Below are 12,497 nucleotides of genomic sequence, written 5' to 3'. Positions count from 1 at the left end.
GTGGCGCTTCAGTGCGCACCCAGCGCAAGATTGCGTAATACGTCGATTTCCACCGACGGCTCCGGCGAAGCGTACACCGCGGACCCGGCGACGAACACGTCGGCCCCGGCTTCCGCGGCGCGCAGGATGGTGTCGCGCGAGACGCCGCCGTCGATCTGCAGGGCGATGGGTTTGCCGGAGCCGTCGATGGCGGCGCGGGCGCGGCGGATCTTGGGCAGCACCAGGTCCAGGAACTTCTGGCCGCCGAAACCCGGTTCGACGGTCATCAGCAGCAGCATGTCCAGCTCGCCGAGCATGTCCAGGTAGGGCTCGATCGACGTGGCCGGGCGCAGCGCCATGGCGGCCTTGGAACCGGCGGCGCGCAGCTCGCGGGCCAGCCGGATCGGCGCAGTGGAGGCCTCCACGTGGAAGGTCACCGAGTCAACACCCAGCTGCGCGTATTCCGGGGCCCAGCGGTCGGCGTCCTCGATCATCAGGTGCACGTCGATGGGCAGCTCGCTGACCTTGTGCAGCGCCTCGACCACCGGCTTGCCCAGGGTCAGGTTGGGCACGAAGTGGTTGTCCATGACATCCACGTGCACGCCGTCGGCGGTGTGGATGCGCTGCAGCTCGCGCTCCAGGTTGGCGAAGTCGGCGGAGAGGATCGAGGGGTGGATGCGCGCGGTGCTCAACGGTGGCTCCTTGGGTTCGGGCAGGGGCTGGATACTTCTCAAGCCAATACTGCCAGCGTCCGGGCGGACGCTGGCAGTTGGTGACGCGGCGCGGCCTTATTCGGCCGGGGCGGCCTTGGTCAGCAGCGCCATGAACATCGCGTCGGTGCCGTGCAGGTGCGGCCACAGCTGCGCGGTGGAGCCCTCGCCCAGCGCGTGGCCGGCGGCCGGTGCGTCCTGGTACATCACCTTGGCGACCTCGGCGCCGGTGTCCAGCAGCTTGGCCTGCGGGGTGCGCTTGAGGAAGTCCTCCACCACCAGGCGGGTTTCGGCCTGGTGCGGCGAGCAGGTCACGAAGCCGACTACCCCGCCCACGCGCACGGCGCGGAAGGCGGCGTCCAGCAGCTCGCCCTGCAGGGCGGTGAGCTCCGGGATATCGCGCGGGGCCTTGCGCCAGCGCGATTCGGGGCGGCGGCGCAGCGCGCCCAGGCCGGAGCAGGGGGCGTCGACCATGATGCGGTCGTAGTCCCCGGCGTAGTCTTCCCCGCCGTAGGCGCGGCCGTCCTGCTGGGTGACCATCCAGTAGTCGTGCGGCACCGCGTCCATGGAGTTCTCCACCAGGCGGGCTCGGTGGGCGGTGGGCTCGTTGGCGGTCAGCCGGGCGTCGCGCTGCACGGCCAGCGCGCCGAGCAGGGCCGCCTTGCCGCCGGGGCCGGCGCACAGATCCAGCCAGTAGCGGTCGTCGCCGGCTTCCGGCAGCTCCACGTTGGCCAGGGCGCGGGCCATGACCTGGCTTCCGGCGTCCTGCACGCGCACGGTGCCTTCGCGCACCCCGGGGACCCGGGCCACGTCGCCGTGCTTGTAGGTGGCCGAATCGGCCAGCAGGGTGCCGGGTTCCGCGCCGGATTCCAGCGCGCCGGACAGGTCGCCGAGCCCAGGCAGGGCCACCAGGTTGACCACCGGGGCGGCGTTGTCGGCTTCCAGCAGCGCTGCCAGCTCGCCGGCGTCGCGGCCGTGGGCGATCAGCGCGCCGCGCAGCGCGCGCACGATCCAGTCCGGGTGGGAGTGCTCGATGGCCAGCTTCGCGGCGTCGCCCTCCGCGGCGGCGGTGAGCTGCTCGATCCATTCGCCGGCCTCGCGTTCGCTCACGCGGCGCAGCACGGCGTTGATCAGCCCCGAGGGGCCGGCGCCGATCTGCGCGCGGGCCAGGGACACGGTCTCGTCCAGGGCAGCATGTTTGGGCACGCGCATGGCCAGCAGCTGGTGGGCGCCCAGGCGCAGCGCGTCCAGGATCGCCGGGTCCAATTCGGCCAGCGGGCGGTCGACCAGCGTGGTGAGGATCGCGTCGTACAACCCCTGGCCGCGCAGCGCGCCGTAGGCCAGCTCGGTGGCGAAGCCCGCGTCGCGGCGGTCCAGCTGGTATTCGCGGATCAGCTTGGGCAGCACCAGGTTGGCGTAGGCGTCGGCGCCGGACACCTCGCGCAGGGTCTTGAAAGCGACCAGGCGGGCCGGGTCGGCGCTGCGCTTGCGCTGGCCGGGAGCTGCCTGCGAGTACTGGCGCGGGCGCCCGCCCTGGCCGCGGTTGCGGGTGCGCCCGGCCTCGTTGCGGCGCTGGCCGTCGCCGTGCTCCGCGCCGCGGCGCCCTGGGCGGGAATTCCCGCGCTGTTCGTTCGCGCTCATGCGAAGCTCACTTCCGTTCCCTGGGTCAGCATGCCGCGGGCCCAGTCTGAGGCGTTCATCATCTTCTTGCCCGGGGGCTGGATCATTGTCGGTTCAAGGGCCCAGGTGGCGGTGCCGATGAGCACTGTGGGCTGCTTGCCCGGTTCGATGCGCAGCTGCCCGGGAGCCAGGCCGGCCACGTCGCGGCGTTCGCGCAGCGGGCCGAACTTGTAGCGCTGGCCCCCCACCGCGCACCAGGCGCCGGGGAACGGGGTGGTGCCGTGGGCGCGGCGGCGGATCTCGGTGGCCGGGCGGGTGAAGTCCAGCTGCGCGTCCTCGTCGGTGATCTTCGGCGCGTAGGTGTGCGACCCGGTCTGAGGGACCGCGACTGCCTGGCCGGCGTCCAGCGCCTGCAGGGTCTGCACCAGCAGCATCGAGCCGGAGGCGCTGAGCCGTTCCAGCATCACTCCGGCGGTATCCAGCTCGTTGACCACCTCGGTGACCTGGCCGAAGACCGGGCCGGTATCCAGCCCGGTTTCCAGCTGGAAGGTCACCGCGCCGATGATGTCGTCGCCGTTGATGATGGAGTGCTGCACCGGGGCGGCGCCGCGCCAGTTCGGCAGCAGCGAGAAGTGCAGGTTGATCCAGCCGTGGCGCGGGACCAAGAGCGCGGCTTCCGGGACCAGCCCGCCGAAGGCGACGATGGCGGCGGCGTCCAGATCCAGGCCCTGCAGCTGCTCGGTGACCTCGGCGGTGATCTTGGAGGCCTTGATGACCGGCAGGCCGAGCTCCGCGGCGCGGGCGGCAACCGGCGAAGGGGTCAGCACGCGCTTGCGGCCCAGCGGGGCGTCGGGGCGGGTGAGCACGGCGGCGATGTCGAATCCTGCCGCGTGCAGCGAGTCAAGGGAGGTGACGGCGACCTGCGGGGTGCCGGCGAAGAGGATGCGCACGGGCTACTTCCCCAATCCTGCGCCGAAGCTGGAGCCCAGCGATCCGGAGCGCTTGGCGATGGTCTGGTTGGCGGTCTGCGAGTAGCTGGTGGCGCGCAGCTTGCGCCAGGCCGCCTTCTTCTCGTCGGCGGGCAGGCGGTCAAGGAAGAGGATGCCGTCCAGGTGGTCGGTTTCGTGCTGCACGCAGCGCGAGAGCATGCCTTCGCCTTCGAGGACCAGCGGGGTGCCGAACTTGTCGAAGCCGGTGGCGCGCACATGGCGGCGGCGCGGGACCGGGGCGGCGATGCCGGGGATGGACAGGCAGCCTTCGACCTGGTCCTCCTGGAAGTCATCGCTCAGCTCGAGCACCGGGTTGATGATGTGCCCGCGCTCCTCGCCGATCTGGTAGGTGAAGACGCGCAGCGATACGCCGACCTGCGGCGCGGCCAGGCCGGCGCCGTCGACGTTTTCCATGGTCTGGTCCATGTCCTCGACCAGCTTTTGGATTTCCGGTCCGAACTCGGTCACCTCCTGCGCTGGGGTGCGAAGGACGGGATCACCGATGATCCGAATTCCCAAAATTGCCATAGTTCTTCAAACTGCCTTCTGTTGTTTTCAGCGGATCGCCCGGTCCAGCCGCGCCAGACCCAAGCCCATCCAGTCTACGCGGTCGATCACGGCTGGCGCTGAGGTGGTGGAGTGATTTCCACCAGCGTGGCCCGTGACCTGGCGATCCTGAAGGACGCCTCCCAGTTGCGGCGCAGCGCGTAGAACTTGGCCCAGTAGTCGGGCATGGCGGCCGCAGGCGCCATGAAGGTGCGGCTGCCGGTGGGGCCCAGGGCCACCGCCAGCAGCATGGTGTCAGCACCATACGGCCACGGCTCCCACTGCCCGGCCTCCGCGTCGGCGACCCGCTCCTCGGCCTTGCAGGCGGCGGCAAGCTGCATGATCACCTTGTCGTCGGGCCGCTTGACGAAGCCGTCGCGGTCGCTGGTCTTTGTTTTGTAGTCGACCAGGCAGTCCCTTCCGCCGATCTTCGCGACCAGGTCGATGGTCCCGGCGTAGCCGATGCTCTCGTTCCACACGGTCACCTCCGCGGCCACCGGCTCCACCCGGTAGTCGCGCCACCAGGATTCAAAGTGGGCGGCGTAGTCCTGTTCGCCATGGGCCTGCAGCAGTTGGCGCGCCGAATCCAGTTCGTGCGGCTGGCCTAGTTCCGCCAGCGCCCACTGCTCTGCATAATTGTGCACCCGGTCGCCACGTGCGGCCGCTGCATCACGGTAGGACTCCGCCGCGGTAGCCGAATCACGCACGAGCGACCTCATACGGCCGAGCTCGGAGATGGACGCGGCAAGCCGGGCATCCTCGGATAAGGACTTGGCTGCCATGTAGCCCGCCCAACCGGTGAGGTCGACATGGTCCATACCAATGATTGTCGTAATCGATGGAACCGTTGCCTCGCCGCCGTCCCGGCGGCTGTACATGCGGCCATGATCGGTCTGAATCGCTAGTTTCGGTGACGTCATATACACGATGATTGCACCGCAGGTGGACACTTCGCCCCTAGTCGCCGCGCGTTTAGGAATTATTCCCCGTAATTCCGCGGGTTTTGGGCTTTGTGAACCAGATCTCAGCCTTTCGATTTGGAAGCTTGGGAAAACTCGTATAGAGTTTTTACTCGTTGGAAAGAACGAAAACGTTCCAACAACAACCATTTTGCGGACATAGCTCAGCTGGTAGAGCGCAACCTTGCCAAGGTTGAGGTCGCGAGTTCGAACCTCGTTGTCCGCTCGCAAAAAGATGCACCGACTAGGTAAAACTAGTCGCCTGGCTTCGGCCGGATTTGGTGGGGTGGCCGAGAGGCGAGGCAGCGGCCTGCAAAGCCGTATACGCGGGTTCGAATCCCGTCCCCACCTCGCAATGAAGATTGCTCATCTTTTTTGCGCGATTGGCGCAGCGGTAGCGCGCTTCCCTGACACGGAAGAGGTCACTGGTTCGATCCCAGTATCGCGCACGGAACTCGTAGTCCACCAGATTACGGATTTCATAACTAAATATATGCGGTCATAGCTCAGCTGGTAGAGCGCAACCTTGCCAAGGTTGAGGTCGCGAGTTCGAACCTCGTTGACCGCTCCAAGAATTCATCGGTAAAATGATAATTCTGTCGGGATTCTTCATTGAATCTTCGGCGCGATTGGCGCAGCGGTAGCGCGCTTCCCTGACACGGAAGAGGTCACTGGTTCGATCCCAGTATCGCGCACTGGATACAGTTCAGTGTCCATGCGGTCATAGCTCAGCTGGTAGAGCGCAACCTTGCCAAGGTTGAGGTCGCGAGTTCGAACCTCGTTGACCGCTCCATAACTTCATATAGATCCTGCGGTCATAGCTCAGCTGGTAGAGCGCAACCTTGCCAAGGTTGAGGTCGCGAGTTCGAACCTCGTTGACCGCTCCGAAAAACTTGGGACCCACACATCAGTGTGGGTCCCAAGTTTCTTTCTCAGCTAAAACTGTTAGTAGTTTCCTGCTCAGCGGGCACTTCCGTGGCTTCGATCTGGCCCTGAAACATATTTGTTCGCCGTGTGAACTACCCAACGCGAAGGCTGCACCCTATGATGGGACGCAGGAGTTGAGGGCAAGAGGCCCTCCGTGTTGAAGGGAGGTGTCCATTGGCAGGTTTTAACGAGCTAAAGGGCAAGGTCGAAGGACTGGCACTGAAAGCCGGAGAATTCGCGAGCCAGAACTCTGACAAGATTTCAGACGGCATCGACAAGGCCGGGGACTTCATCGACCGCAAGACCGGCGGCAAGTACGCCGACAAGGTCGATGGCGTTCAGGATGGAGCCAAGAACTTCCTGGGCAACCTCGGAAACAAGGATCAGGCCTAACGTCCAGTCGTTAGAGCTTTGGCCTTACCCTAGGCACGTAGGAAAGCGCCACCCCAGCGGGTGGCGCTTTTCTACGTTTCCGGGCAGGTTGCCCGCTCCTGCCGATCCCACATCTTGGTCGGCGGATCGCCGCAATTTCCCACCCGGCTCGCGAACCGATAGAAACTAAGCATGGAAAGCAACATCATCAGCCGTCCGCGTCTGCCACGCGAAGCCGTGCTCGCCGGGTTCATCACCACCATGGTCGGGTTCACGTCGTCTTTCGCAGTGGTCATCACCGGGCTGCTGCAGGCGGGAGCAAGCCCCTCACAGGCATCCTCCGGCCTGCTCGCGCTGACTTTCCTAGTGGGAGTAGCCTCTCTGGTACTGTCCCTGAAGCACCGGCTGCCGATCACCGTTGCCTGGTCCACACCGGGCGCGGCGCTGCTGGCAAGCCTGGCTGCGGGCAGTTTCAGTTTCGCCGAATCCGTCGGCGCATTCATTATCAGCGGCATGCTGATCATACTCACCGGACTCATCCCGGTGCTGCACCGGCTGCTGACTTCGATTCCCGTGCCGATCGCCCACGGAATGCTGGCCGGCGTGCTGATTCCGCTGTGCCTCAAGCCCTTCACCGCGCTGGGCAGCATCCCGGTGGCGGCGGTGCTGATCCTGGCGGTGTTCCTGGCGGGGCTGCGTTTCCTGCCGCGTTATGCGGTGGCCCTGAGCATGCTCGGCGCTGTGGGGTGCGGACTGTTCTCGATCGGCGCTTCCCATTCCTGGGCGCAGATCGAGGTACTTCCGACGCTGGAATTCGTGGCGCCGGAGTTTTCCTGGCAGGCGGTGGCGAGCATCAGCCTGCCGCTGTTCATCGTGACCATGGCCTCGCAGAACATCCCGGGCGTGGCAGTGATGTCGTCCTTCGGGTTCCGCACCCCGTGGCGTTCGAGCATGCTGTCCACCGGGTTCGGGAGCGCCGCCGGCGCCTTCTTCGGCGGCCATGCGATTAATCTGGCGGCGATTTCCGCCGCCCTGTCCGCCGGCGAGTCCGGTGGCAAGGATCCCGGACAGCGGTGGAAGGCCTCGGCCTCCTCCGGGGTGTTCTACCTGGTGTTCGCGCTGGGATCGGCGCTGGTCGCCTCGCTGGCGACGCTCTCCCCCGCCGGGTTGTTCGAGGCCGCTGCGGGCCTCGCCCTGCTGGCGACCTTGGCCAATGCGATGCTCGGGGCCATGAAGGAGCCTCGCTGGCAGCTCAGCGCCCTGGCCACGATGCTCGTGGCCGCGGCGAACGTGACGCTGTTCGGTATCGGCGGGGCGTTCTGGGCGTTGGTGATCGGCCTGTTAATACACGTCATCGCCGAGCAGGTGACTGCCCGGCGATGAGCTGGAAGTGCGGGGCGCGGTTTAGAGCGCCGCTTCGCCGATCTGGCCTTCGCGGGCCAGCGCGGTGAGGCGCGAGACAGCGCGGAAGTACTTCTTCTGGTAGCCGCCGGCCATCATTTCCGGGGTGAACAGCTCGCTGAACGGCTTGCCCGAGGCAACGATCGGCACATCCTTGTCGTAGAGGCGGTCGGCGAGCACCACGAAGCGCAGCGCGATGGCCTGGTCCGTGATGGTGTCGACGTTGTGCAGCACCAGCACGTCGGTTTCCGAGAGCAGCTGCCGGTAGCGTGAGGGGTGGACCTTGGACAGGTGGGCCACCAGGTCCGCGAAGTTGTCCACGGCCAGGGTCTTATCCGGGTAGCGTTCGGCGGCGAAGGATTCGATGGCGGAGTCCTCCAGCGGCTGCGGGGCTTCGGGCAGGCCGCGGTGGCGGAAGTCCTCGCCCTCCACGCGGTGCACGTCGAACTGCTCGGAGAGGGTCTTGATTTCGCGTTGGAAGTCCACCGCGGCGAAGCGGCCCTCGCCCAGCGCGCCGGGCAGGGTGTTGGAGGTCGCGGCAAGCTTCACCCCGGCGTCGGACAGCTCGCGCATGAGGCGGGACATCAGCACGGTGTCCCCCGGGTCGTCAAGCTCGAATTCGTCGATGCAGACCAGCGAGTACTGGCTGAGCACGTCGACTGTCTGGCGGAAGGACAGCGCGCCGACCAGGTTGGTGTACTCCACGAAGGTGCCGAAGGCCTTGCGGCCGGGAGCGGCGTGCCACAGCGAGGCGAGCAGGTGGGTCTTACCCACGCCGAAGCCGCCGTCGAGGTAGATGCCGTTCTTGGTTACCTTCTTCTTCCCGAACAGCTTGCCCAGGAAGGAGCCCGAGGAGCTCTTGCCCACCGATTCGGCGAAGCTGGTGAGCTTGTGGACCGCCTCGGTCTGTGAAGGCTGGTTCGGGTCCGGGCGGTAGGTATTGAAGGACACCTCACCGAAGCGGTATGACGGATGGAATCCGGCGAGCAGCTCGTCGATCGACAGCTGCGGGATGGTTTCGCTCAGGTGGGTGATCGTCGCCATGGGCTTCGGGGATCCTTCGGTTGAATGCGGTGATGTGCGGGCGGCCCGCGGGCGGCCCATCGGCCAGTTTACCTTGAATGACCCGCAGAAACGGTGAAATGTCGCACCCCACACAGTGCCGGGGCGCTCGGAGCACTAGGCTAGAAGCAGAGCAAGCGATCGGCGGGGATCTCCCGCCGCCCCGATACCGTCAAGGAACGTGATAGAAAATGCCTTTGCCCGTTGAGTCCAACGAGAAGTATGCAGCGTATGCCCATCCTGAACGGCTGGTCTCCACGCAGTGGGTCGCGGACAACCTGGGCGCCGAGAACCTGGTGGTGCTGGAGTCCGACGAGGATATCCTGCTGTACTCCACCGGGCATGTGCCGGGCGCGCTGAAGATCGACTGGCACACCGAGCTGAATGACGAGGTCACCCGCGACTACGTCGACGGCGAGGGCTTCGCGGCGCTGATGCAGGCCAAGGGCATCAGCCGCGAGAGCACCGTGGTGATCTACGGCGACAAGTCGAACTGGTGGGCTGCCTACGCGCTGTGGGTCTTCACCCTGTTCGGCCACGAAGATGTGCGCCTGATGGACGGCGGACGCGACAAGTGGATCGCCGAGGGCCGCGAGCTGAGCACGCAGAAGCCGGCGGTCTCCCCGTCGCAGTACCCGGTGATCGAGCGTTCGGACGAGGCAATCCGCGCCTTCCTGCCGCAGGTGCTGGAGCACCTGGGCAACCCGCTGATCGACGTGCGCTCCGCCGAGGAGTACACCGGCGAACGCACCCACATGCCGAACTACCCGGAGGAGGGCGCGCTGCGCGGCGGGCACATCCCGAGCGCCGCGTCGGTGCCGTGGGCCCGCGCCGCCGCCGAGGACGGCACCTTCCGCTCCCGCGCCGAGCTCGAAGCGATCTACCTGGACGAGGCCGGGCTGAAGCCGGGCGACGACGTGGTGGCGTACTGCCGCATCGGCGAACGCTCAAGCCACACCTGGTTCGTGCTCAAGCACCTGCTGGGCTTCGAGTCCGTGCGTAACTACGACGGCTCGTGGACCGAATGGGGCAACGCCGTGGGCGTGCCGATCGTCCGCGGCGCCGAGCAGGGCGAGGTTCCAGCCAAGCGCGGGGTGCGCGCATGAGCACGATTCCCGCAGAACTGGCCGAAATCATCGAGGAATTCACCGAGGTGCCCGAGGCCGACCGCCTGGAGCTGCTGCTGGAGTACTCCCGCGAGCTGCCCGAGCTGCCCGAGCGCCTGGCCGAGCACCCGGAGCTGTTCGAGCAGGTGGTCGAATGCCAGTCGCCGCTGTTCCTGGTGGTGGAGGTGTCCGCCGCGGACGCGAACCCGGTGAGCCTGTTCTTCTCCGCTCCTCCCGAGGCGCCGACCACCCGTGGTTTCGCCTCGGTGCTGGCCGCCGGGCTGGACGGAAAGGACGCCGCCGCGATCCTGGCGGTGCCCGATGACATGCCACAGCAGCTGGGACTGACCCGCGCGCTCTCGCCGCTGCGCATGCGCGGCATGACCGCCATGCTGGGCCGCATCAAGCGCCAGATCGCCGAACAGCTCGCCGCCTAGGCGCGGCGCAACATACCGCGCAGGAAGGTTCAAACGCCCGTGGGCAAGAAGAAACACGCCGCCTCCACCCCGGCCACCGCGGCCCTGGATGCCGCCGGGATCGGCTACGTGGCGCACAGCTACACGCACAGCGACTCGGCTGAAAGCTACGGCGGAGAAGCGGCCGAGCAGCTCGGGGTTCCCGGCGCCCGGGTGTTCAAGACGCTGATGGTCGCCACCGGCGCCACCGCGGCCCAGGACCTGGCCGTCGCGGTGGTGCCGGTGGACAGCATGCTGGATCTCAAGGCGGTCGGCGCGGCGCTGGGCACCAAGAAGGTGCAGATGGCCGACAAGGCCGCAGCCCAGCGGCGCAGCGGCTATGTGCTGGGCGGGATCTCCCCGTTCGGGCAGCGCCAGCACTCCAGCACCGTGATCGACGACAGCGCACTGCAGTTCGAGACGGTGTTCATCTCCGGCGGGCGCCGCGGCTTCAGCCTGGAGATCGCCCCGCAGGATGCCGCGAAGGCCACCGGCGCCATCTGGGCGTCGATCGCCGCCGGCTAGGCGGTCCGGCGCGGCGGTCGGCTACCTCGCCGTATATGCGTTGATCCGCGCGGCGAGGAAGTCACTGACCGCTTGCGTGAATCCGTCCGGATCCACGTTCGGCTCCCTGGTATGCCCGGCCAGGGTGAAGGTCTTCAGGCTGACCAGGTCCGGGCGCAGCGCGGCGAGCTTCAGGCTCGGCCCGTTGGGCACGAACTGGTCGTCCCTGCTATGCATGAGCAGGATCGGGTGGGACAGCTCCTCGGCCCGGTCCACCCAATTCAGCCGCTTCAGGTTCACCGGGGCGGCCTGGCCGGTGATCCAGCGCCCGGCCTCGTTGGACAGCAGCCACTGGCCGAAGCGCCCGACCGACTGCGGGATCTTGTTCGCCCGCGCCTGGTGGGAGAGCACGTCGACCCAGTTGATCACCGGGCCTACCAGCATCAGCGAATCCACCCGGTCGGCCAAGTCCGAGCGGTCGGCCATCTGCAGACTGATCGCCCCGCCCATCGACCAGCCCAGCAAGATGACCTGCCGCGCGCCGCGCGAGGTCGCGAAGTGGACCGCGGCTTCGACATCCAGCCATTCGGTGTCTCCCAGCCCGTAGCGCCCATCGGGGGCGGTCGGTGCCAGTCCGTCGTTGCGGTAGCTCATCAACAAGGTGCTCACCCCGGCCTTGGCCAGAGCGGGCAGCGCGCGGATGGATTCGGTGCGGCGGGCCCCGCGCCCGTGCACCCCGATCACCCAGACGTCCTGGTGGCTGGTCCCGGGCACCAGCCAGGCCGGTCCGTCGCCCACGTCGAGGCTGACGCTCACGTCCTCGGCCTCGAAGCCCAGGTCCGAGGGGTGCTCGTACATCGCCCCGGAGAGGTAGCCGCGCTTGACCCCGTCCAGGGTGCCGCGGTAGACCTGCTCGATCTGCCGGGCCACGATCTTCGGTTTGCCCGCGACATCCTGCGGAGCCGACAAACGCACCGCGCAGGCATCGAATTCGGCCAGGAAGGTGCACCCGCCGGGTTCGGCGGTCTCCGCGTCGCGGGCCAGATGCATCCACAATTTGCCCTGCGCGTCGGTGGTAATCTCGCGGATGACCGCGTTCGAGGCGCGCCGCTCCTCCGGGGTGACCACGCGCCGGGCGAAGTACCCGGCCAGCGCGGAAACGCTGGCGGCCACCAGCGAACCTGCCGCGACTCCCAGACCGGCGCCGATCAGGGTCGCGGGAACTGTCTTGCGTGGTTCGAGCTTGTCGACGATTTTCCGAGCCATGTTTTCATCTTTGCAGATGGCGTGTTGGGAATCATCACGCCCCGGAGGTAGTTTCCTAAGTATGAACGAAAACCAGAACACCGAAGACCGGAACCCCGCCGAGATCGATTGGCGCCAGGTTCTCTCCCCCGAAGAATTCCACGTCCTGCGGCAGGCCGGCACCGAACGCCCGTTCACCGGCGAATACTGGGACACGACGACCGAGGGCGTGTATTCCTGCCGTGCCTGCGGCTCCGAACTGTTCGCCAGCACCACCAAGTTTGACGCCGGCTGCGGCTGGCCCTCGTTCTTCGCACCGCTGGCCGAAGACCGCGTCCGCTACATCACCGACGAGTCGATGGGGATGAAGCGCGTGGAGGTGCGCTGCGCCAACTGCGATTCGCACATGGGCCACGTGTTCGAGGGCGAGGGCTTCGGAACCCCGACCGACCTGCGGTACTGCATGAATTCGCTGAGCTTGAAGCTGCGCGAAACGCAGGGCTAAACAGTGCTCAGCGTGAAGCGACGCAAGTCACCCCAAGAATAAGCATTACTTATTCACCGAGGAGTCAGGATTACTTTTCCTTTCGATGGGCGTAGCGTTCTAGTCAAGCAACTGAAC

At 66.7% G+C, this 12,497-nt stretch carries 13 protein-coding genes and 7 tRNA genes; 13 read left to right on the top strand and 7 right to left on the bottom strand.

Annotation, left to right across the window (positions count from 1 at the left end):
• Positions 1-8: 8 nt before the first annotated feature.
• The 5 genes from rpe to ATC04_RS07835 all read right to left on the bottom strand — a co-directional run bounded on the left by rpe (position 9) and on the right by ATC04_RS07835 (position 4,662).
• A complete protein-coding gene (rpe, locus tag ATC04_RS07855; RefSeq protein WP_047119406.1) occupies positions 9-671 on the bottom strand; it encodes a ribulose-phosphate 3-epimerase in 663 nt (220 codons plus the stop codon).
• Positions 672-767: 96 nt separating this feature from the next.
• Positions 768-2,330, bottom strand: coding sequence for a transcription antitermination factor NusB (locus ATC04_RS07850; RefSeq protein WP_047119407.1), 1,563 nt, complete (start codon positions 2,328-2,330; stop codon positions 768-770).
• Complete coding sequence (fmt, locus tag ATC04_RS07845; protein WP_047119408.1) at positions 2,327-3,259, bottom strand: methionyl-tRNA formyltransferase; 933 nt, start codon at positions 3,257-3,259, stop codon at positions 2,327-2,329. Before fmt ends, ATC04_RS07850 begins: the two co-directional genes overlap by 4 nt.
• Before the next feature lie 3 nt (positions 3,260-3,262).
• Entirely contained in the window at positions 3,263-3,826 is a 564-nt protein-coding gene (gene def, locus ATC04_RS07840; RefSeq protein WP_047119409.1) for a peptide deformylase, read from the bottom strand.
• 86 nt (positions 3,827-3,912) lie between these two features.
• Positions 3,913-4,662 (bottom strand): cytochrome, encoded by a 750-nt coding sequence (locus ATC04_RS07835; RefSeq protein WP_231735938.1) that lies wholly within the window; start codon positions 4,660-4,662, stop codon positions 3,913-3,915.
• Between the two features lie 294 nt (positions 4,663-4,956).
• Between ATC04_RS07835 and ATC04_RS07830 the strand changes: the two genes are divergently transcribed.
• The 9 genes from ATC04_RS07830 (at position 4,957) to ATC04_RS07790 (ending at position 7,485) form a co-directional block, all read left to right on the top strand.
• Positions 4,957-5,029, top strand: a tRNA-Gly gene (locus ATC04_RS07830).
• A gap of 54 nt (positions 5,030-5,083) precedes the next feature.
• Positions 5,084-5,154 (top strand) — tRNA-Cys (locus tag ATC04_RS07825).
• Between the two features lie 26 nt (positions 5,155-5,180).
• Positions 5,181-5,252: transfer RNA gene (locus ATC04_RS07820), tRNA-Val, on the top strand.
• A gap of 46 nt (positions 5,253-5,298) precedes the next feature.
• Positions 5,299-5,374, top strand: a tRNA-Gly gene (locus ATC04_RS07815).
• A gap of 52 nt (positions 5,375-5,426) precedes the next feature.
• Positions 5,427-5,498: transfer RNA gene (locus ATC04_RS07810), tRNA-Val, on the top strand.
• Positions 5,499-5,520: 22 nt separating this feature from the next.
• Positions 5,521-5,596, top strand: a tRNA-Gly gene (locus tag ATC04_RS07805).
• Between the two features lie 18 nt (positions 5,597-5,614).
• Positions 5,615-5,687 (top strand) — tRNA-Gly (locus ATC04_RS07800).
• A 217-nt stretch (positions 5,688-5,904) separates the two neighbouring features.
• On the top strand, positions 5,905-6,123 hold the full coding sequence (locus tag ATC04_RS07795) for an antitoxin (RefSeq protein ID WP_047119410.1): 219 nt from the start codon (positions 5,905-5,907) through the stop codon (positions 6,121-6,123).
• Positions 6,124-6,294: 171 nt separating this feature from the next.
• Positions 6,295-7,485 carry a benzoate/H(+) symporter BenE family transporter gene (locus ATC04_RS07790; RefSeq protein ID WP_047119411.1) on the top strand — a complete coding sequence of 397 codons (1,191 nt, stop codon included), beginning with the start codon at positions 6,295-6,297 and terminating at the stop codon, positions 7,483-7,485.
• Positions 7,486-7,506: 21 nt separating this feature from the next.
• On the opposite strand, the gene zapE is transcribed toward ATC04_RS07790, so the two are convergent.
• Positions 7,507-8,547 (bottom strand): cell division protein ZapE, encoded by a 1,041-nt coding sequence (zapE, locus tag ATC04_RS07785; RefSeq protein ID WP_047119412.1) that lies wholly within the window; start codon positions 8,545-8,547, stop codon positions 7,507-7,509.
• 209 nt (positions 8,548-8,756) lie between these two features.
• Between zapE and ATC04_RS07780 the strand changes: the two genes are divergently transcribed.
• From ATC04_RS07780 to ybaK, 3 genes are read left to right on the top strand one after another with little or no spacing between them, the layout of a single operon-like run.
• Complete coding sequence (locus tag ATC04_RS07780; RefSeq protein ID WP_047119413.1) at positions 8,757-9,671, top strand: sulfurtransferase; 915 nt, start codon at positions 8,757-8,759, stop codon at positions 9,669-9,671.
• The gene (locus tag ATC04_RS07775) at positions 9,668-10,108 is read left to right on the top strand and encodes a SufE family protein (RefSeq protein WP_047119414.1); all 441 of its coding nucleotides are present in this window, start codon (positions 9,668-9,670) and stop codon (positions 10,106-10,108) included. Before ATC04_RS07780 ends, ATC04_RS07775 begins: the two co-directional genes overlap by 4 nt.
• A 39-nt stretch (positions 10,109-10,147) precedes the next feature.
• On the top strand, positions 10,148-10,651 hold the full coding sequence (ybaK, locus tag ATC04_RS07770; RefSeq protein ID WP_047119415.1) for a Cys-tRNA(Pro) deacylase: 504 nt from the start codon (positions 10,148-10,150) through the stop codon (positions 10,649-10,651).
• 21 nt (positions 10,652-10,672) lie between these two features.
• Here the strand turns inward: ybaK and ATC04_RS07765 are convergent, their stop codons facing one another.
• Complete coding sequence (locus tag ATC04_RS07765; RefSeq protein ID WP_047119416.1) at positions 10,673-11,896, bottom strand: alpha/beta fold hydrolase; 1,224 nt, start codon at positions 11,894-11,896, stop codon at positions 10,673-10,675.
• Positions 11,897-11,957: 61 nt separating this feature from the next.
• Between ATC04_RS07765 and msrB the strand changes: the two genes are divergently transcribed.
• Positions 11,958-12,380 carry a peptide-methionine (R)-S-oxide reductase MsrB gene (gene msrB, locus ATC04_RS07760; protein WP_047119417.1) on the top strand — a complete coding sequence of 141 codons (423 nt, stop codon included), beginning with the start codon at positions 11,958-11,960 and terminating at the stop codon, positions 12,378-12,380.
• Positions 12,381-12,497: the final 117 nt, after the last annotated feature.

Origin of the sequence: Arthrobacter sp. YC-RL1 (genome assembly GCF_001454985.1) — a bacterium.
Lineage (GTDB): Bacteria > Actinomycetota > Actinomycetes > Actinomycetales > Micrococcaceae > Glutamicibacter > Glutamicibacter soli.
The sequence above is the reverse complement of the archived record's forward strand: the minus strand, read 5'-3'. Positions and strand labels throughout refer to the sequence as shown.